General features: G+C 43.8%; 19 protein-coding genes and 3 pseudogenes. 17 read left to right on the top strand and 5 right to left on the bottom strand.

Annotated elements, in window-relative coordinates; translation table 11 throughout:
• Positions 1-46: 46 nt before the first annotated feature.
• The 11 genes and pseudogenes from JMF85_RS28205 to JMF85_RS22710 all read left to right on the top strand — a co-directional run.
• A pseudogene (locus JMF85_RS28205) lies at positions 47-960 on the top strand (transposase); the annotation flags it as partial.
• 445 nt (positions 961-1,405) lie between these two features.
• Positions 1,406-2,551, top strand: a complete 1,146-nt coding sequence (locus JMF85_RS22755) for an MBL fold metallo-hydrolase (RefSeq protein ID WP_201318967.1) — start codon at positions 1,406-1,408, stop codon at positions 2,549-2,551.
• A 236-nt stretch (positions 2,552-2,787) separates the two neighbouring features.
• Entirely contained in the window at positions 2,788-3,573 is a 786-nt protein-coding gene (locus tag JMF85_RS22750; RefSeq protein ID WP_201318966.1) for a sulfite exporter TauE/SafE family protein, read from the top strand.
• Positions 3,574-3,589: 16 nt separating this feature from the next.
• Positions 3,590-3,910 (top strand): rhodanese-like domain-containing protein, encoded by a 321-nt coding sequence (locus JMF85_RS22745; RefSeq protein ID WP_127609574.1) that lies wholly within the window; start codon positions 3,590-3,592, stop codon positions 3,908-3,910.
• Positions 3,911-3,931: 21 nt separating this feature from the next.
• Positions 3,932-4,506, top strand: a pseudogene (locus JMF85_RS22740) (sulfurtransferase TusA family protein).
• Positions 4,507-4,543: 37 nt separating this feature from the next.
• Positions 4,544-4,942, top strand: coding sequence for a DsrE/DsrF/DrsH-like family protein (locus tag JMF85_RS22735; RefSeq protein WP_127609570.1), 399 nt, complete (start codon positions 4,544-4,546; stop codon positions 4,940-4,942).
• 32 nt (positions 4,943-4,974) lie between these two features.
• The gene (locus tag JMF85_RS22730; protein WP_127609612.1) at positions 4,975-5,199 is read left to right on the top strand and encodes a sulfurtransferase TusA family protein; all 225 of its coding nucleotides are present in this window, start codon (positions 4,975-4,977) and stop codon (positions 5,197-5,199) included.
• A gap of 72 nt (positions 5,200-5,271) precedes the next feature.
• On the top strand, positions 5,272-5,661 hold the full coding sequence (locus tag JMF85_RS22725) for a rhodanese-like domain-containing protein (protein ID WP_201318964.1): 390 nt from the start codon (positions 5,272-5,274) through the stop codon (positions 5,659-5,661).
• A gap of 18 nt (positions 5,662-5,679) precedes the next feature.
• On the top strand, positions 5,680-6,159 hold the full coding sequence (locus JMF85_RS22720; protein WP_054798143.1) for a DsrE/DsrF/DrsH-like family protein: 480 nt from the start codon (positions 5,680-5,682) through the stop codon (positions 6,157-6,159).
• 55 nt (positions 6,160-6,214) lie between these two features.
• The gene (locus JMF85_RS22715) at positions 6,215-6,475 is read left to right on the top strand and encodes a metal-sensitive transcriptional regulator (RefSeq protein ID WP_201318963.1); all 261 of its coding nucleotides are present in this window, start codon (positions 6,215-6,217) and stop codon (positions 6,473-6,475) included.
• Between the two features lie 10 nt (positions 6,476-6,485).
• Positions 6,486-6,857: a rhodanese-like domain-containing protein gene (locus JMF85_RS22710; RefSeq protein ID WP_127609564.1), complete on the top strand. Its 372-nt coding sequence runs from the start codon at positions 6,486-6,488 to the stop codon at positions 6,855-6,857.
• A gap of 379 nt (positions 6,858-7,236) precedes the next feature.
• Here JMF85_RS22710 and JMF85_RS22705 read toward each other — a convergent pair whose 3' ends face one another.
• A complete protein-coding gene (locus tag JMF85_RS22705) occupies positions 7,237-8,982 on the bottom strand; it encodes a copper amine oxidase N-terminal domain-containing protein (protein ID WP_201318962.1) in 1,746 nt (581 codons plus the stop codon).
• Positions 8,983-9,419: 437 nt separating this feature from the next.
• Between JMF85_RS22705 and JMF85_RS22700 the strand changes: the two genes are divergently transcribed.
• A complete protein-coding gene (locus JMF85_RS22700) occupies positions 9,420-10,574 on the top strand; it encodes a sulfite reductase subunit alpha (protein ID WP_201318961.1) in 1,155 nt (384 codons plus the stop codon).
• 118 nt (positions 10,575-10,692) lie between these two features.
• Here the strand turns inward: JMF85_RS22700 and JMF85_RS22695 are convergent.
• The 3 genes and pseudogenes from JMF85_RS22695 to JMF85_RS22685 all read right to left on the bottom strand — a co-directional run.
• A pseudogene (locus JMF85_RS22695) lies at positions 10,693-11,445 on the bottom strand (IS3 family transposase); the annotation flags it as partial.
• Between the two features lie 97 nt (positions 11,446-11,542).
• Positions 11,543-11,740 carry a helix-turn-helix domain-containing protein gene (locus JMF85_RS28700; protein WP_397376005.1) on the bottom strand — a complete coding sequence of 66 codons (198 nt, stop codon included), beginning with the start codon at positions 11,738-11,740 and terminating at the stop codon, positions 11,543-11,545.
• A gap of 5 nt (positions 11,741-11,745) precedes the next feature.
• Positions 11,746-12,420 (bottom strand): PucR family transcriptional regulator, encoded by a 675-nt coding sequence (locus JMF85_RS22685; RefSeq protein WP_201318959.1) that lies wholly within the window; start codon positions 12,418-12,420, stop codon positions 11,746-11,748.
• A 356-nt stretch (positions 12,421-12,776) separates the two neighbouring features.
• Here JMF85_RS22685 and JMF85_RS22680 point away from each other — a divergent pair, with 356 nt between their 5' ends.
• Complete coding sequence (locus JMF85_RS22680; protein WP_201318958.1) at positions 12,777-14,135, top strand: IS4 family transposase; 1,359 nt, start codon at positions 12,777-12,779, stop codon at positions 14,133-14,135.
• Here the strand turns inward: JMF85_RS22680 and JMF85_RS22675 are convergent.
• Entirely contained in the window at positions 14,118-14,963 is an 846-nt protein-coding gene (locus JMF85_RS22675) for a XylR N-terminal domain-containing protein (protein WP_201318957.1), read from the bottom strand. The two genes, JMF85_RS22680 and JMF85_RS22675, sit on opposite strands and share 18 nt — an antisense overlap.
• Before the next feature lie 378 nt (positions 14,964-15,341).
• Between JMF85_RS22675 and JMF85_RS22670 the strand changes: the two genes are divergently transcribed.
• The 4 genes from JMF85_RS22670 to JMF85_RS22655 all read left to right on the top strand — a co-directional run bounded on the left by JMF85_RS22670 (position 15,342) and on the right by JMF85_RS22655 (position 19,229).
• Positions 15,342-16,613 (top strand): MFS transporter, encoded by a 1,272-nt coding sequence (locus JMF85_RS22670; RefSeq protein WP_201318956.1) that lies wholly within the window; start codon positions 15,342-15,344, stop codon positions 16,611-16,613.
• Between the two features lie 49 nt (positions 16,614-16,662).
• Positions 16,663-17,730, top strand: coding sequence for a 2,3-butanediol dehydrogenase (locus tag JMF85_RS22665; RefSeq protein ID WP_201318955.1), 1,068 nt, complete (start codon positions 16,663-16,665; stop codon positions 17,728-17,730).
• A 35-nt stretch (positions 17,731-17,765) separates the two neighbouring features.
• Positions 17,766-18,509 (top strand): glucose 1-dehydrogenase, encoded by a 744-nt coding sequence (locus JMF85_RS22660; protein ID WP_127610637.1) that lies wholly within the window; start codon positions 17,766-17,768, stop codon positions 18,507-18,509.
• 93 nt (positions 18,510-18,602) lie between these two features.
• A complete protein-coding gene (locus tag JMF85_RS22655) occupies positions 18,603-19,229 on the top strand; it encodes a hypothetical protein (protein WP_127610639.1) in 627 nt (208 codons plus the stop codon).
• Positions 19,230-19,304 lie beyond the last annotated feature (75 nt).

Genomic DNA, 19,304 nt, shown 5'->3' with positions numbered 1-19,304 from the left:
TAATGTTGTATAATATAGGTAACACAAGAACTGGACGGTGAAGAGCATGCTTCGTTCTAATAACGGTAAACAAAATGCCTATGAGTTTGTATCTATCGAAGATCTCGTTCCTCAAGATCACATGCTTCGCAAGATCGACAAATACATCAGCTTTGAATTCATTAGAGAAAAAGTAAAGCCTTTGTACTGTGAAGATAACGGGAGACCGGCCATTGATTTGGGCTAACAGACGCGTTCCAGACCACACAACCATTAGTTGGAACCGACGCAAACGGTTCAAGGATACAGCGATTTTCCAAGAGGTGTTCGATGAAATCGTCCTTCAAGCCGTTCAACATCGAATGGTCGGAGGTAGGGTTCTCATTTCAGACTCCACGCATATTAAAGCCAACGCCAACAAACACAAGTTCACGAAACAACAGGTGCTGCAAAACACGAAGCATTACATAGAGGAACTCAACGCCGCGGTGGAGGAGGATCGCAAAAATCATGGAAAAAAGCTCTAAAACCAAGAGAGGAAGTGATCGAGCATAAGGAAATTAAAGTGAGCAAGACAGATCCCGAAAGTGGCTATATGGTTAGAGAAGGAAAGCCCGAAGGATTTTATTATTTAGACCATCGTACCGTCGATATGAAGTACAACATCATTATGGATGTACATGTCACTGCAGGCAATGTCCACGATTCCTTACCTTACGTTGAACGACTGAACCGACAAGTAAAGCCACACAGGGTTTATTTCATAAATGGGAATTTAAATACCATGTAGGTACCGATTCTTATGTGTGCCCAAATAACCAGCAGCTCACCTACAAAACAACGAATCGAGAAGGTTACAGACATTACACATCAAACCTGGAGGTTTGTAAAACCTGTCCCTTCCTCTCAAAATGCACTCGTTCCAAAAACCATAAGAAGATTATTGCTCGACATGTTTGGGAAGATAGCAAGGAATGGGTGCTTAGAATATCATTGGAAAACCCCGCAAGGTTAATCCAATGAATTCAAAGGGGTATATTTTTTATGGCATACAAGGGACAAAACTTCAACAGTGTCCGGTATCAATAAAGCCGTGAGGTCCACAATTCAGGACACTTATTTGAAAACATATTTTTTATCCATAGCAGCATATTAAATCACCTTTTTCCAACTAGTTTACTTTGTTTTAATTATACTGCTTTTTTGGTATTTGGTATAGTGGCTTATTTCAGGATGAAATCTTTAATTGCTTATAGATTTTTATTTGGGAACATATTGACATTATAAAAACAAAAGATTATCATGTACACATACCCCTATGGGTATATATTTTTTAACTGTTATATACCCGTTGGGGTATGAAGAGGGGATTTTAAAGTCGGGTTAAAGGGAAAAACAAAAACAATACATTAGGAGGAAACGAACCATGGGAGCACGAACACTGCAGGCCATGACGGCAAAAGAAGTAACTCAAATGTTGCTGAACAATGAGGAGCTTTTTATTTTAGATGTGCGTAACACGGATGATTTTGATAACTGGAAAATTGAAGGTGGAAAAATCGAAGTCGTGAATGTTCCTTATTTCGATTTACTTGACGGGGTTGATCCTGCACTGGATAAAATTCCTGATGGAAAGAAGATTTTGGTCGTTTGCGCAAAAGAGGGTTCTTCCAAATTTGTAGGAGAGCAAATCGTTGAAGCAGGCAGAAATAATGTTTATTACCTAGAAGGCGGAATGAAGTCGTGGAGTGAGTATCTTGAGCCGATTAAAGTCGGGGATCTGAAAGACGGGGGGGAGCTGTATCAATTTATACGGATCGGCAAAGGCTGCTTGTCTTATATGGTCATCTCCGGCGGAGAAGCGGCGACTGTTGATACACTGCGCATGACAAACGTATTTGAGCAGTTCGCTAAAGATAAAGGCGCGGTCATTAAGCACACGATCGATACTCACTTACATGCCGACCACATCTCCGGCGGTAAATTGCTGGCGGACAAGACGAATGCGAAATATTGGTTGCCGCCTAAGGATGCAACAGAAGTTGTATTCGAGTACACGCCATTGGAAGACGATAACGCGATTACCGTCGGCAATACGCAAATCAAAATTCAACCGATTTATTCTCCAGGCCACACGATCGGCAGTACGTCGCTAATCGTTGATGATCAGTATTTGTTAAGTGGAGACATCTTGTTTGTACAATCCATCGGACGCCCTGACCTTGCAGGCAAAGCGGAAGATTGGGTCGGAGATTTGCGAACGAGCTTGTATAAAACATACAAGAGCCTGTCTGAGGACTTAATTGTATTGCCGGCACATTTCGGCCAGCATACAGAGCTTGGAGAAGGCGGTAAAGTTGCTGCGCGTTTAGGTGATCTGTATGCCTCCAATCCGGGACTGAATATTGAAAGCGAAGAAGTGTTTCGTTCTGCGGTGACGGATAACTTACCGCCGCATCCAAATTCTTATCAGGAAATCCGGCAAACGAATATGGGTAGAGTGAAGCCTACGGAAGAGGAGCAGCGCGAAATGGAGATGGGACCAAATCGCTGTGCTATTCATGATAAATAAGACTATGATCTACGGGTGAATAGCCCCTTCATAGTGTTCAGTAATCGCACTCTGAATATGCACCATTGACAACCCACTATTATTTTATTATCATCTGTATATACCTATACGGGTATTGGTTTATTTCGATCATCGAGTGTTGAGAGGAGAACAAATTTTTTTTGAACAAAAATATACCCCCTATAGTATATAACGGCGGTACTCAATACAAATAATACGGGTGTAAGGGGGAAGCTATGGAATTAGATATTGGATGGCTTCTTATCTTATTTGGCATCGGTTTTACAGGTTCCTTCATATCTGGGATGGTCGGCATCGGAGGCTCCATCATCAAATATCCGATGCTGCTGTATATACCTCCGATGATGGGATTTGTAGCTTTTACCGCTCAGGAAGTGTCCGCGGTAAGCGCGATTCAAGTGTTTTTTGCTACACTCGCGGGTATGTTCGCATATCGCAAAGGCAGTTTGATCAATAAAAAACTGGTTCTTTACATGGGAGTACCCATCGTAATTGGCAGCTTTATCGGGGGGTTCGGTTCTAAATTTCTCCCGGATTCCGCAATTAATCTGACGTACGCGGTGATGGCCTTGATCGCAGCGGTCATGATGTTCCTCCCGAAAAGAGGCATCGAGCGTGAAGATTATTCCGGCATTACCTTTAATAAAGTCATCGCATCCGTGACAGCGGCGATTGTCGGGGTATTATCAGGTATCGTAGGAGCCGCAGGCGCTTTTATTACCGTCCCGATTATGCTCGTCATTTTAAAAATTCCGACGCGGGTTGCCATTGCATCATCACTTGCGATTACCTTTATTTCTTCAATCGGTTCTACAGTCGGAAAAATGATGGGTGGACATATGCTTCTCATCCCATCCATTGTGATGGTTGTGGCAAGCATCCTGGGATCGCCGGTTGGAGCCAAAGTTGGCAAGAGAATGAACGTGAAAGTGCTGCAATGGATACTTGCCACTCTTGTTACAGCTACGGTGATTAAAATTTGGTACGACATTTTGGCATAAAGAGGAGGACTCGTTCATGGCAGGAAAATACTCGAAAGACATGCTTCCAAGCGAGGTGAAGGAGCGGCTCGCCAAGGGAGAAACGCTGAGCATCCTGGACGTACGTGAGCTGGATGAATGGGAATCCGGTCATATTCCGGGAGCAAAGCACATTCCTTTGGGATCTTTAAGCGAGCGGCATAAGGAACTCGATCCGAAGCAAGAGACGATTGTCGTATGTCGAAGCGGAAACCGAAGCGGGCTCGCATGCGAGCATCTTGAAGCCTTAGGCTACAAAGTGGTGAATATGCCGGGCGGAATGAATCAATGGGACGGAGAAATGAAGTACGGGAAATAAGAAATTTAGGAGGTAACGGATATGGCGGCAGTAATTCAAACGAATCGAGTGTTAGAGTGTGAAGGATTAGCGTGCCCATTGCCTGTAGTAAAAACCAAAAAACGATTGAGGACATGAATTCCGGCGAAGTCGTTGAAGTGCGCGCCACAGATAAAGGATCTGTTGCCGACCTTCAAAGCTGGGCAAAGCGGACGGGGCACCAGTATTTAGGTTTACGGGAAGAGTCTGGCGTGTTCCGCCATTTTATTCGAAAATCGTCGGAGAATGAGACGAAACCAGAAGTGAAGTATCCCCACACCGTAAGCAATGAAGAACTCAGCAAAAAATTAGAATCAGGGGAAAAAATAAAGGTGCTGGATGTGCGTGAACCTGCGGAATATGTGTTTCAGCGAATCCCAGGGGCCATTTCCGTACCGCTCGGCGAACTTGAGCAAAAAATTGCCGGCCTGAATCCGGACGAAGAATACTATGTCGTATGCAGAACGGGAACCCGGAGCGACATGGCGTGTCAAACGCTGGCCGAACGAGGCTTCTCAAAGGTGAAGAATGTAGTTCCCGGCATGTCGGGCTGGGATGGTCGCACCGAGCAAGATTAACGATATGAAAAACATTAACCTTTAGGAGGAAAATAACATGGCAAACAAGAGAGTGGCGATTATCGCATCATCTGCAGGACTCGAAACCGCATATAAGGTTTTGAACATCGCAACGGCGGCAGCGGCTTTGGATGCGGAAGTGGGTATCTTCTTCACCTTTGAAGGACTATCCATCATTCATAAAGACTCGGAGAAAATGCTGCAATTGAAACCGGAAAACGCGGGCTTAGCCGAAGGGTTCCAAAAAGCAAACGTGCCATCGGTAGCTCAATTGCTTGAAATAGCGAAGGATTCCGGAGTACGCATGATCGCCTGCCAAATGACGGTTGATGTGATGGGACTGGACAAAGAACACTTTATTGATGGAATTGAGCTCGGCGGAGCGGCAGCATATCTTGATTTCGCCTTCGACGCACAAGTTACATTGAATTTCTAAAAAAATTTAAATATCAGGGGAGAGGTTATATGATGGCGGATATTGTTATTGATGCGAAAGGGCTTGCTTGCCCAATGCCGATTGTGAAGGCAAAAAAAGGGATTGACTCGATTCAATCCGGACAAGTGATGGAACTTCAAACAACAGATAAAGGTTCTATGAATGATTTTCAAGCTTGGGTAAACCAAACGAAACATGAATTAATTGAAGCAAAAGAAGAAAATGGAGTATTTACGTTCTTGGTGAAAAAGGGTTAAAGGTTACGCTGGAGTACGGGGCGGTGGCGCCGGCCACCGCTTAACCTTTTCAGGAAAAAGGAGAGACCCGTTATGTTTATCTGGATGATCATTCTTGCTGCTATATTTCTATCTCAACTTCGAAATCAGTGGCCTGTGAAAGGTCTTCAGTATATAAGCGCAATGGAACTACGTAAAATGAAAAATTCAACTACGTTAAAAATCATTGACGTGCGTGACGCTTCCGATTTTTATGAAGATCATTGCACGGATGCGATTAACATTTATGTCGGGAGATTGCCGTTCGTCTGGAGCAATCATATTCGTGATGGAGATACGATCGTCCTGCTCGGCACGGACCATAGATCAATTAATAAATCCGCTAGAATTTTGAATAAGAAAGCGGGTATTAAGAGCATTTATGCCGCTTTCTATCAGAATATAAATGATCCAAAAATTAACAAAAGAATAATATGCAGTTAAAAGAAAGGATGAGCTTTCATGGCAGAGAGAGAAAAATCAACGATTGTATTATTTAGCGGGGAGTTGGACAAAGCGATAGCGGCGTTTATTATTGCGAATGGAGCCGCGGCATATGATCATGATGTGACGATTTTCTTTACATTTTGGGGTTTAAATACGCTTCGTAAAGAAGAACTGGTACCGGTCAAGAAAGGGTTTTTGGAGAAGATGTTCGGCGGTATGATGCCGCGCGGCGCAAATAAGCTAGGTCTATCCAAGATGAACTTTGCAGGAATGGGTCCTAAGATGATCAAGCATGTCATGAAGAAGCATAACGCCTTGACTTTACCGCAGCTTATTGAGTTGGCACAGGAGCAAGGAGTTAAGCTTGTTGCATGTACAATGACAATGGACTTGCTAGGTTTACAGAAGGAAGAGTTAATCGACGATATCGAGTATGCAGGTGTTGCAGCTTATCTGGGGGATGCAGCCGAAGCTAAAGTGAATTTATTTATTTAATAGCAGCCCCCAGGTCTGGGTATCATCTACCTGTACACGTAAAGGGGGAATAACAATGGTTTATGATGATGATATAAAACGGCGTTTACGCAGGGTCGAGGGACAAATTCGCGGTATTCTGAACATGATAGAAGCAGGAAAGGAATGTAAAGAAGTCGTCAGTCAACTTTCAGCTGTACGCAGTGCGGTAGATAAAGCGATGGCGATTATTGTCGCCGTTAATCTTGAACAATGTATCCGGGAAGAAAATGAAGCAGGAAACGATACAAAGAAAGTTGTTCATGAGGCTGTCGAGTTACTAATTAAAAGCAGGTAGGTGATGACGTATGGATTACGCTCTCTATGTACTGTTAGCCGTATTCGTTGTATGGATGTTTTACAAGCAATTCACCCCTGTAAAAGGTTTGCGGAATTTACAGCTCCGGGAATTTAAGGAGGAGTACAAGGGTAATAAATTGATCGACGTAAGAGAGAGCCGTGAATACACTAGAGGGTATATCCCGGGAGCCGTAAATATACCTCTGAGTCAGCTGAAACAAAGGCTCGGGGAGATTCCCAAAGATAAACCAGTCTATTTGTATTGCCAAAGCGGTATGCGGAGTAAACAGGCCGGCAAAATACTCAGCAATAACGGCTACGGTCAAATCGCCCATCTAACGGGCGGCATCATGGCCTGGGATGGTCCAACGAAAAAGTAAAGTAATGGTTTCTGCTAAAGGAGAGGAAAGCTAAGTAAAGTTCCTTACTGGAGGCTTTCGATGGTTCACTATACGGTGGAAACGAAACTTAACGTTCATGATGCTGTAAACACGTTGGAAAAGGTTCTGAAATCAGAACAGTTCGGGGTCCTTTGGCAGTTTGATATTCGAGCGTATCTGAATGAACTGATGACAGTAAACCTAAAACAAATGTAATCGGATAATAAACAAAATCATTAATAATTTAGAAAAGTTTTTTTTCAGCAATTATGAACTTTTATGATTGATGGCAGTATCCGGAATGAGGGATGAAGCTAAAAAAAAATAGGCAGCTTCGATGGTTCACTTTTACGGACCAGGGGAGCTGCCTTACTTTCCGTTAGTCGATCTGAAGCTTGTAGAGCATGGTCGTATCCTGCTCATTGGAGCTGCGGCTATCGGATTGATACCAAATGATGCTGTCTCCGCTAACCAACGGATCGATGTGGCCCGGTGACGGTACGCCTTGCAGGGCTGACGGCCGGTAAAGCTGCTTGCCAGACCCATCGACTACGGCATAGAAGAGACCTTCGTTGTTCCCGGATTCCTTCCACAGCAGGACGAATTTATCGTCGTTAAGCTTGACCAGATGCGTCTCCTCGATGTCGACCCCGGAATCGACGGCATGATCGGTCAGCCAGACGACGTTGACTTCCCTGGCATCCTTGGCCCCCTTCGGGACAACGCCAAGATACACATTCTTCGTCTTGGAGGCGCCGTACTGCTCCGTAAGGGAGACGCTGGAGCCTGCTACCAGATAGTTGTCTTTGGCTACCTCAAGACCGCCCACATGCGCACCTGTGTAGTTATCGCCGATCTTTCCGGGGAACTTGAGGATGTCAAGTTCAGAGACAATGCGATCCCGCTGCTCGACTTGGAGCACGACCGAGCGCGGATAGGCGTCCCCATGGTCGGCATATATGATCTTGTCGCCATCGAAGCGAACATAAGCCGCAAACGAGTGGCTTACGTGATTCCGCGGCCATTCAGCACCTTTGTACAGCAGAGTCATGCTCTTCATATCAGCCAAGAACGTAATGTTCGATTGGTGGCGGAGCCCGTCCTTCGGTGTCAGGTAACGCTGCCGTGTGGAGTAAACAGCCAGCTTCCCGTTATGACTATCCATCGTCACATTGCCTGCATGGAACGGATCGGTGACATACACATCACTGATGTCTATTTGGCCGGCTTTCGTCCAAGAATCGTCGTATTTTACAATGAAATAGACGGTCTTCGTTGGCGATTCTTCCATATTTGGCTGTCCGTACACGACATAATAGCAGCCGTCTTCCCCAAGATGAATGCCGCCTAATAGGGGCAGCTCTTTGGAAATCATCTTCTCTTCAATCTTTTCGAAGGCCGGTGTAAATTCCTGCACGCGAAGTCCATTGTCCCCCATGTCCTCGACCAGCACCACGCGATTCTTCTTATGGAGTAAGAACCTCTTGGCCGTAGAAAAATAATTTCCGTATTTATAGTCGTCAGTTCCGAGTGTCTTCGTCTGGACCGCTTGTGCGGTGACCTCAGCTTGAAGAGGCTTGTAAATCATAATGGCTTTGTTCTTCGGTTGCCACACCACTGCACTTCCCAGCTGCTCGGAAACGAAGCGTGTCGGAATGAGAACCCGTCCGTCCTTCATACGAGCGGGTACGTCTAGCTCCACGGTTCGCCCGTTCACCGATGCATCGGGACGGTCAACCTGCAGCACAATCGTCTTCCCTTGCAGCTTTACCGTCACAGTACGGCAGTCACCGTCCCACGCAATGTCCGCACCTAGCGCTTCCAGCAGCGCTCTCATCGGAATGAGGGAGAAGCCGTTCTCCGTCTGTACTGGAACATCGGTTGCGAGAAATTGATTGTTCACACAAGCGAAGATCGTCTCTTTTGGGTCAGGCATATTGGAGTAGTCGAATTTCGTATACGTGCCGTCTTGATTCAGAGCACCACTGGGGCGCGGCTTCCTTGCTTTTGAAATCTCGGTCTGGCAGTTGTCGGCGGCGGCTGCCGACGCAGAACTTCCCACGGTAAGCGGCAGCATTGCGATGCACAGCATCGCAGTAAAAATTTTGTAAATAGTCTTGATCACGGGAACCCTCCTGTTTCATGGTTTTTCATATAGTACCGGATACCCATGTCATTCGACAGGTAATGTCGTTTCCCTTCTGTGAGCTCGACATGAATTTCAGCTCGTCTACTATGGAAGCGATAGGGGGGAATCTTTGTTTAGGAAATGACGAAGGAAGGCGTTTCGTAGCTGCTGGTTCCTTAACAATGATCGACTTGAGTATGTAAATACACTAACGGAGAGCTGAGGGAATAAAAAATTGGAAGAGCTTAATGAAATTCGAATATGGTAAAATGAACAGAGATAAGATATCATTTAAAAGAAATACTAAAATAGTTTTGGGTACATTGGTCGATTAACTTAATAAATGTCAATAATAAAAAATGTACTAGAAAAACATTTCTGATTTTCTCTTCTTGTGCTATCCTACATAATAAACAACTTTTTGAGGTGAATTTATGCAATCTTCTACTGTAGTGCCAACAACATATTCAAGAACAAATCCATTTCAAGCGAAAGTTCTCAAAAATGTAAATTTAAATGGAGCAGGTTCTAATAAAGAAACGAGGCATCTCGAGCTATCGTTAAAAGGATCTGACCTCTCATATGTCCCAGGTGATTGCCTTGGTATTATCCCTGAGAATGATCCGGAACTAGTGGCTTCCCTTCTTGAGGAAATGAAATGGGATGCAGAACTGTCTGTTTCAGTTAATAAGCAAGGGGATACACTTCCCTTAAAAGAAGCGTTAGCAAGACACTTTGAAATTACGTTATTGACGAAAAAAATTATCCAGCAGGCAGCGGAATTATCAGAAAATGAAGAGCTACAAAAGCTGGTATCCGATGAAAATCCAAATCAACTGAAAGAATATATCGACGGACGTGATTTGCTCGATTTGTTACGAGATTTTGGTCCATGGAAAGCTTCTGCCCAAGAGATTGTCTCTTTATTAAGAAAAATGCCGCCACGGCTATATTCAATTGCTAGCAGCATTACCGCTAATCCTGAGGAAGTGCATCTAACCATCGGTGCTGTGCGCTACACAGCTCACGGACGGAAGCGCAAAGGAGTTTGTTCTGTTTTATGTGCTGAACGTCTTCAAGAGGGAGATACGCTTCCAGTATTTATTCAACAAAACAAACACTTTAATCTACCAGAGTCCCCAGATAAAGATATTATTATGGTTGGTCCTGGGACAGGTATTGCACCATTCCGTTCGTTTATCCAGGAACGTGCAGTGAATGCAGCATCAGGTAGATCATGGCTATTTTTTGGAGATCAGCATTCAGCATCGGATTTCCTGTATCAAAACGAGCTGAAAAAATATCAAAAAGATGGGGTATTGACAAGATTAGAGGTTGCGTTCTCCCGTGATTCGGCGGAAAGAGTATATGTACAGCATAAAATGCTTGAAAACAGTAAGGAATTGTTTGAGTGGCTAAATAATGGAGCATACTTCTACGTTTGTGGAGATAAGCAATATATGGCGAAAGACGTCCACAATGCTCTAATTAGCGTTATTGAAAAAGAAGGTTCGATGACCCGTGAAGCAGCCGAAGCGTATTTAAATGATATGCAAGAGCAAGGGCGTTACCAACGTGATGTGTATTAAAATGAATATTAGTGAGCAGCACTAAAAAAGAGTGACTTTATTTCGCAATTAGCGGTCATAAAGAAACAGGCCATCCTTCTTTAAACTGTACCCCTTGTAAAGGACATTTTAAAAAAGCCTAGGCTGATTGAAGAAGATGATCTCTGTATTGAACAGGGGTCATCTTTTTTAAATTCCATTGGTATCTAAAATGGTTGTAATAGGTCATGTACTCCTTGATCTCCCGTTTTAGCTCATCCAAAGTCGCACAAGGTTTGATGGAGGCCTGATCTTTGAAATGGCCAAAAAAGGATTCCTGGGGTGCGTTATCCCAGCAGTTTCCGCGTCTGGACATCGACTGTCTGAATCCCATCTTCTTAACCAGTTTCTGAAAATCCGGATGCGTATAATGGGTTCCCTGATCAGAATGGATGAAGGCACCGTCTGCTTTTTTGCACCTTCGATTTGTCTTCAGCTTTCGCAGGGTGTCGATCGCCAGGTCCATCGTGATTCGGTCTGATACATGATAAGCCAGGATTTCATTGGTTGAACCGTCCTTGATCGTTGACAAGTAGGCTTTTTTTCCTGAGCCATAATATAAATAGGTGATATCCGTCAGTAATACCTTGCCGGGGATATCCTGCTTAAATTCCCTGTTCAGCAGGTTAGGAACCACCCTGTGCTCCTGAGTTGCCTTCATCATCCGTTTATAGGGATTGGCTTTCCTGAACGGACACACAATGCCGTATTTCTTCATGATTCTCCGGATGCGTTCTAGATTGTAGACAACCTTAAATTGCCCCTCCAGTGTCATCTTGATGGAACGGGCCCCTTTTTTGCGTCTTTTGAAATGGAAGGCTTTTAGGATTATTTCTTTTACCTGTTCATCTTTCTGAACCCTCATTTCTGTTAAAGAAGTCCAGGAGGAGATGCCTGCTGGCTCCAAACCATGCCTTTTCTCTATATCGAAGATGCTGACGGAACTACCGTCAGTAAATATCGATGTCATCCAAAAAGATAAGAATTTGCAAGGCGAGATGCGCTTCATAGAAATCTTTGGAACTCGTCAGGTCCAGATGACTTATTTCTTGAATCCTTTTTAGTCTATACCTTGTTGCGCCAATAGAAATATGCAGATCCTGCGATGTGTTTTGGATGTTGCCCTGGTTCTCTAAATAATAAAACAACGTTTTTAACAATTCGTTGTTATTTTTTCGTCATATAGCCTAATGCCTTGAAGTAAAAGTTCGGCAAATTTTTTTAATTGATCCATATTTTCGGGGTTAATAATTTTGGAAAAGGTGCTGAGATCCTCAGAAGAAACAATGCTTGAATGTTTCTTCCGAACCGTCAGCAATTGGACGGCTTTTTGCGCTTCTTCGTATCCCCTGCGGTAATCTTCTATTTTTTTACAAATCGAACTAATTCCAAACGTTATTATCATATCTTTATATTTACTTTCGAGCGTTTTTAATAGCAATTGAGCCAACGGTTTTACTCCGATGCCTGTCTTCTCAAGTAACTCCAGCGGGATTATAGCGATAATATGATCGGATTTACTTGTCAACAGGCATTGCGTATGTGAGCCTAAGCTTTTTATTTGAGTATGAAGAGTGTCGATGACCTGAACTTGTAAATCTTTAGCCGGGTCCGCGTTCGGATCAAGGGAAGCGAAATGAACGATAAAGAGATAATGCGGCAGCTCTAAATTATATCCCATTAATTTTGATCTGTAGGTTAATTCATCTGCATTGCAATTCTTCTTTAAAAGCTCAATGAACAACTCGTTTTTTAAACGATGCTCCACTTCAATTCTAGTGATGGTATGCAGCAATTGGATGGAACAAAATTTCGAAGCTGCTTCCAAAGCAGAAAATTCCGTTTCATCAAACTCTCCGGAATCTTTAATTAAGGAAATATAACCAAACAGGCCATTTTTGGTATGAATGGGGCATATTAGACGTTCATGCGTCCAACCGCTTCCTTCTGCGAACGTATAATGGACCGGCTGCTTGATATCTTTTAATAGATTGGAAAAAAGAATATGATTTTTAAATTTAATAACTCAACTTTCGCAGAGTCAAAATCGGGTTAAATGTACGTACAGCATAGTAATGAACCTGATTGGATTGTCTGCTTGACGAAAATAGAAAAACACCTCTTCGTTTGGTAAAGTGAGAGTGTCGAAGTCTACACTACCATACAGAAGAAGGTGCCCTCTCTATGATAGATCAGCAACAGCCATTTGATCAACTGCCAAAAGAAATCAAGCCGGCGTTTCGCGATTTGAATGTGCGCAAACACTTAAACAGTGCGGGTTTTAAGAAGAAATTCGGTTTTACCTGTGCCTATTTGTTCCGTGTTGTCTTTGTCCTGCTCTTCCACCAGAAAAACTGGTTTCGTCTGCTCGAAAGCAACCGGGGCGAATCGTTTCCGGGCAAGGATGCCGTTTATCGATTCCTGAATCATGGTGGATACGCCTGGCGGCGGTTTCTGCTGTCGCTTAGCGGTGAGACGATTAAACGTGTAGAGAAGCTGACTTCTGCGGAGAGAGAGACCGCCCTTATTTTCGACGATTCCATGTTTGAGCGTAACCGCAGTAAAGCTGTCGAGATGCTGGCAAGGTTCAAGGATCACGCAACGGGTTCGTTTTACAAAGGCTTTCGCATGCTGACCATGGGCTGGTCGGATGGACACTCGTTTATTCCAATGGACTTTGCTCTTCTTAGTTCCGTCAAGTCCGGGATCACCGGGATGATGGATGGTATCGACAAGCGAACTCACGGTTACAAACGCCGCCAGGAAGCCTTTCTCTCCGCGCCTCACGTCATCGCGGGCATGCTCGACCGTGCCATTGGAGCCGGCGTTTCGGCTTCTTATGCACTGATGGACAGTTGGTTCACGCATGCACCACTTATTCGCGAGGTGCTTAATCGTGGATTGCACGTGATTGGCATGGTCAAGAATGATAATAAACGCTACATCGTGGGCGGCGATAGGCTTGACCTCAAAGAATTGTACGCCATTGCACCGCGTGTAGCAGGCAAGAACCGCAACATTCTACGCCTGATTCGGACGAAGCTTGCCCCCGACATCCCAGTGACCATCGTGTTTGTCCGTCATCGTTCCAAGAAGAACGAATGGCTCGCCATTCTCTCGACGGACATGACCTTGACCGCTCCAGATATTATTCGTATCTACAGGATGCGCTGGGAGATCGAAGTTTTCTTCAAATGCGCAAAGTCCTTGCTGCGCTTGCAAAAGGAGTTTCAGGGACGTTCCTATGACATGCTTGTAAGTCATACGACAATCGTCTTTTCCCGATATATTCTGTTAGCCTGGCAGCATCGGCAAAGCACGGATCAGCGCTCCATAGGCGGACTGTTCTATTTGCTTTGTGATGAAGTGGGGACGATCGACTGGGCTGTCGCCCTGCAACAATTGGTCGAATTGATCAATGAAATTGCCGTGAAAGCAGGAAAGAAAGTTTCACTGCTTATTCAACGTCAACTCCAGCAATGGATCGCGGGTTTGCCCAATTACATCAAGGCGTATCTGCCGATTTCAAGCTGCGAAAGTTGAGTTAATAATATCCAGCATGCTGTATTTAAACAAGCCAAATGATTCTATGAGTCTGAAATCTTTGTCTTCCAGGGTGACGCCAAGATTAAGGGTTTCGCCTAAAAATTTTATGATGGAGGACAGCTCCTGCCCTTGAATTAAAATTTCGGATAATTTTTCATTAAATTTCAGCAATTTTTTATAAACATCCCGTTGTTTTTCTATTTTAAGAAAGGGGCTGTTTATTTCTATCATTTCCTGACTATCCTGATCCAGTTGATCAAGCAAATCCTTCTCATCCCATTCCTTTGCAGGCTTGGCGATCATAAGGCAATGTTCGTCGCCCTTCCCAACGCATTTTATCTCTTTAACGATAATATCCCTGCCATAATGTTCAGACGCATACCCCCCAATAAACCCGGTTAATGTATGACAAACAGGTTCATTATGTACGCCAAAATGCTTCAAATGCTGTTCGGCCTCGTAAGAGTAATGCCAGTACCCCTCGGCAAAATATTCCCCCGTAGTGTGATTGTATATAATCTTAGCATTTTGAGAAAAAAAAGCTCCCGTAATTTTAGACATTTGCGGGCCTGCATGGAACCATTCAAACGGTGATTCAAGCGAAAAAAGCGCTTTCAAATTTTTGGCGAACTCTACACCGTAATTTCTGCCGTACCGCAACAAAATCTTTTTGGCTTGATCCATGCCTACCGACCTGATCAGATCCCGACGCAGTAGGCCGATTGCATCCGTTCCAACCAAAATCATCCGCTGATCTTTAAGGTGAATTTTTCCGGTAGCCGCATCGAACGTAATATACGAATGTAAGTCAGATTTATTGAACATGAATGATCACCACTCCTAAGCAACAATAAACTAATTGTACAAATAATATAGCATCATTTTATACAAAAATGTTAAACAAAATTGATAAATTCATCAGTTGATTTTGAATTTTATGAATATTGAGTTTTTTTAGGTTCCTGATAAAATCAATTACAACGATTAGGTAATAATTGGAATTGGAATTGAACGAAGTGTACATGTTGTATAATTTTGTATCCGTTTACATTTACGAACAAGACAAACCAAAGCCAAACGCTAATCAAGGGAACAAAAAAACCAAGTTGATGCTTAGACTAAAATAAGGAGGTGAGGACAGCCCCGCTATCATGAGAGCTTTTCCATCCGATTTGCTATTACCTATTTGAGAGGGTGAAGCGCATGGCAAACAGGAAGTTTTGGGTTTATGAAAATAAGCTATTACTTATTCTATCATTGGGCTGGGGATTTTTATTTTTCGATCGACTGGCAGTTAATTTTTTGATGCCGTTTATTATTAAGGATGTTCCAATGAGCAATACCCAAATCAGTTTGATCGTTGCAGGATTTTCTTTAACTTGGGCACTCGGAGGCTATTTTGGAGGCTATTTCGCGGATCGTTTAGGAAAGAGAAAAGTTTTTTTAGCCATTTCGGTTTTGTTTTTTTCTCTTTGTTCGTTTATGACAGGCGTGGTAACAGGTTTCCTCTTCTTGCTCTTTATACGCATGCTCATGGGATTGGTTGAAGGGCCGTTCTTTCCTACAGGTGCATCCATTCTAGCTGTGGAATCATCAGAATCACGGCGCGGCTTCAATCTGGGATTTCTACAAAACTTTTCATCTAATTTCCTGGGTGGAGTTTTAGGACCGATCGTTCTTGTAGCGGTTGCCATAGCCATCGGTTGGAGAAACACGTTCTTACTCACATTAATTCCTGGTCTGATTGTAGCCTTCTTGATATGGAGATATGTCCGGGAACCGAAAACTTCTAATGAATCCGAATCGATTTCAGCTGATGGTAATAAAAAAGACGAAAACGTCCGTGTGCGGGATCTGTTTAAATACAGAAATATCGTATTATGCATCATTATCGGTATTTTCTTCATCCCTTGGTATACGCTGGTTTTTACTTTTGCTCCTCTTTATCTGGTTCAAGCTAAAGGAGTTTCGCCCGATATCATGAGTTATGTCATGTCAGCAGTCGGTATAAGCGCGGCCGTATGGGGATTTGTTGTACCGGCGCTGTCTGATCGCTGGGGAAGAAAGCCGGCAATGATTACATTCTCCTTCATTTCCATGTTAGGTCCCTTATCGATCCTGTTTTTCAACGGACCATTCTGGATGTTGATGATACTTGTTATTATCGGATGCGCAGGGCCGGGACCCATGGCTCTCTTCATGTCGATCATTCCGGCTGAAACCATTCCCCGCAAATATATTGGAGCCGCCGTAGGCTTGACAATGGGCGTCGGTGAATTGATAGGCGGCGTTGGAATCGTAACATTAAGCGGTGTCGCTGCCGACCATTACGGGATCATGGTTCCACTGTTGATGTCAGCGGCATTTGCCCTTATCAGTGCTTTGGTCTCGTTGTTTTTAATCGAAACGTCACCGATTAAGGTTAAGGCGAAAAGAGAAGCAGAGCTGCGATCTTCTACGGTATCAAACATTTGACCCGGCTCATCTATACATTGATGTTCTGCCTGCGGAGGAGAGGATAAGGTTGAAAGCTGCAATCTGGTACGGATTAGAAGATGTCCGGGTCGTTGAGGTGGAAGAACCCGTCACCGGGGAAGGAATGGTTAAAATAGAGGTCGAGTGGTGCGGTATTTGTGGCAGCGATCTTCATGAATACGTATCGGGACCTATGACAATCCCCGTTTCGGAGCCTCATCCATTGACAGGGCAGGTAGCTCCGGTGATTCTGGGTCATGAGTTTGCCGGCAGAGTGGTTGAAATAGGAGATCGCGTGACAAATGTAACGATGGGTGACCGTGTAACGGTGGAACCGATTTTAACTTGTGGTACTTGTATTCATTGCCAAAGCGGTCGTTATAACCTGTGTCCCAAACGCGGATTTCATGGACTTACGTCAAATGGGGGAGGATTTTCGGAATATACAACGGTTCAGGCTCACTTGGTACATAAACTGCCCGATACCATCTCATTTGAAGAAGGTGCGGTCATTGAACCGGCAGCGGTGGCTGTTTATGCCGTTCGTTCAAGCGGATTAAAGGTGGGGGATGCATGTGCCGTATTTGGAGCCGGCCCCATTGGGCTGCTTCTGATCCAAGCTGCCAAAGCCGCGGGTGCCAGTAAAATTATTGCCGTGGAAGTATCCGAGAGCCGTTTGGCTAAAGCTCAAGAATTGGGTGCCACCGATTTCATTAACCCTCTAAAAGAGAAAACGGTGGAGGCTATTCATAAAATCACCAGCACCAAGGGTGTGGACGTTAGTTATGAAGCTGCAGGCGTAGAAACCTCTTTTTTGGAAGCGCTTGACAGCGTTAAGCCGGATGGGGAAATGGTGATCGTAAGTTTATGGGAAAAGGCGGTAACATTTAATCCTAATCTACTTGTGTTAAACGAACGGAGGATCCGATCTTCCTGTGCTTATCGGCATGTTTTCCCGGAGGTGATTTCGTTAATAGCTAACGGAAAAATAAATGCAAAGGGATTGATTTCCAAAAAAATTTCATTAGATCAAATCGTAGAAGAAGGTTTTACGACCCTTTTGACCGATAAATCTCATTCAAAGATTCTGGTTACGCCTAAAAAGATAAATCTTTAATTAAATGGAACTTACACTGAAATGAGGAATAAAGAATGAGATTGCTGGAAAAGGTTGCCTTGATTACAGGTGCAGCATCGGGTATCGGGAAGGAGACAGCCCTATTATTTGCTAAAGAAGGGGCAAAGGTTGTATTAACGGATATTCATCAAGAGAATGGCTTAAAAGCGGTTGAATGGATCCATTCAGCCGGCGGTCACGCTACTTTTATAAAGCATGATGTTTCCATGGAGGATGAGTGGAAGTCTGTCATCCAAACGGTCCTGCAAACCTATGAACGGCTTGATGTCGTCGTAAACTCCGCCGGGATTGGAAAATTTGCTGCGATCGAAGATACAACATTTGAACTATGGCATCAAATTCTGAGCGTCAATCTCGACGGCCCTTTTTTAGGTACCAAATATGGTATAGAAGCGATGAAACGGACGGGCGGAGGATCCATCATTAACGTTTCATCCATCGTTTCAATCGTTGGTGATCCTGGACTAGTGGCTTACAGCGCAAGCAAGGGAGGCGTAGATCTATTATCTAAATCTGCAGCTCTGTATTGCGCGAAGTCAGGCACAGGAATCAGAGTTAATACGGTTCATCCGGCATATATTCAAACACCGATGATGTCCAATATTGAAGATGTGGACTACGTCAAGTCGTTACTTCCAATGGGTCATTTTGGTGAGCCAATCGATGTCGCAAATGGAATTCTATACTTGGCATCGGATGAATCCAAGTTTACAACAGGCAGTCAATTAGTGATTGATGGCGGGTATTGCGCCCAATAGAAATTTATTGGATTCGGCAGCTTGTACGATATTCATCATACATTTCAACCAGAACATACGGCTGTAAAACAAAAATAATGGGAGGAATCTTGAATGAACAGATTTGAATATCAAATACGTCACTGTATGGATGCGGTGGAGGAGCTGTTGACAAAGACGGAAAATCCACTGCACAGAGCCATTCTTAATAATTACCGAAGACACGTACATCTTGAGGCATCCGGTCAATTTGAAAAGATTGTCGCGGACGATATGATGGCAGACCATCCTGTTTATCGAGTGACATGGGGTGATAATCCTGTTGTTATCGAAGAGAAGGAAGGGGTGATTGACTTTTACAACAGCGTAAAAGAAGCCGTACTCTGGAATTCAGACGATCGAATTGCTGTTGCTGACTGGGGGATTGCAGATGAGCTAACCTTTCATCAGATAACCAAGGGAAAAGACCTGGCCAATATGGGCTTTCAGGTCGATGATTTGGAAGCTTATTACCATTTAAGCAGCCGACAAGTGTTCTTATGGCCCTATGATGAGCAAGGAAGGCTGAAGGGTGAGCATCTATATGAAGACAAAACCAGCGTACAAATAGAAAAAGTGGATCCAGAGGAATTAATTACTCCACAACAAGTAAAAGAAATTCATTTAGAGATCCTTGACCAATTAGAGAAAGAAAAGGGCGAAAATTACTGGGTATATCATGAAGGGACAGTTGTCAAATGAAGAAGCCTATTTTTTCAGAGGTGCCTGGATTACATCATGGTGCTGCTGATTCACAATAGGATTATAACGAAAACC

Origin of the sequence: Paenibacillus sp. EPM92 (genome assembly GCF_016586185.1) — a bacterium.
Lineage (GTDB): Bacteria > Bacillota > Bacilli > Paenibacillales > NBRC-103111 > Paenibacillus_G > Paenibacillus_G validus.
This window is presented reverse-complemented; position numbering and strand designations above follow the sequence as displayed.

Bases quoted from the DNA above. Each gene is read 5' to 3' on its own strand.
- JMF85_RS22755 (WP_201318967.1), top strand. From the start codon at position 1,406: ATGGGAGCACGAACACTGCAGGCCATGACGGCAAAAGAAGTAACTCAA.
- JMF85_RS22750 (WP_201318966.1), top strand. From the start codon at position 2,788: ATGGAATTAGATATTGGATGGCTTCTTATCTTATTTGGCATCGGTTTT.
- JMF85_RS22745 (WP_127609574.1), top strand. From the start codon at position 3,590: ATGGCAGGAAAATACTCGAAAGACATGCTTCCAAGCGAGGTGAAGGAG.
- JMF85_RS22735 (WP_127609570.1), top strand. From the start codon at position 4,544: ATGGCAAACAAGAGAGTGGCGATTATCGCATCATCTGCAGGACTCGAA.
- JMF85_RS22730 (WP_127609612.1), top strand. From the start codon at position 4,975: ATGGCGGATATTGTTATTGATGCGAAAGGGCTTGCTTGCCCAATGCCG.
- JMF85_RS22725 (WP_201318964.1), top strand. From the start codon at position 5,272: ATGTTTATCTGGATGATCATTCTTGCTGCTATATTTCTATCTCAACTT.
- JMF85_RS22720 (WP_054798143.1), top strand. From the start codon at position 5,680: ATGGCAGAGAGAGAAAAATCAACGATTGTATTATTTAGCGGGGAGTTG.
- JMF85_RS22715 (WP_201318963.1), top strand. From the start codon at position 6,215: ATGGTTTATGATGATGATATAAAACGGCGTTTACGCAGGGTCGAGGGA.
- JMF85_RS22710 (WP_127609564.1), top strand. From the start codon at position 6,486: ATGGATTACGCTCTCTATGTACTGTTAGCCGTATTCGTTGTATGGATG.
- JMF85_RS22700 (WP_201318961.1), top strand. From the start codon at position 9,420: ATGCAATCTTCTACTGTAGTGCCAACAACATATTCAAGAACAAATCCA.
- JMF85_RS22680 (WP_201318958.1), top strand. From the start codon at position 12,777: ATGATAGATCAGCAACAGCCATTTGATCAACTGCCAAAAGAAATCAAG.
- JMF85_RS22675 (WP_201318957.1), bottom strand. From the start codon at position 14,963: ATGTTCAATAAATCTGACTTACATTCGTATATTACGTTCGATGCGGCT.
- JMF85_RS22670 (WP_201318956.1), top strand. From the start codon at position 15,342: ATGGCAAACAGGAAGTTTTGGGTTTATGAAAATAAGCTATTACTTATT.
- JMF85_RS22660 (WP_127610637.1), top strand. From the start codon at position 17,766: ATGAGATTGCTGGAAAAGGTTGCCTTGATTACAGGTGCAGCATCGGGT.
- JMF85_RS22655 (WP_127610639.1), top strand. From the start codon at position 18,603: ATGAACAGATTTGAATATCAAATACGTCACTGTATGGATGCGGTGGAG.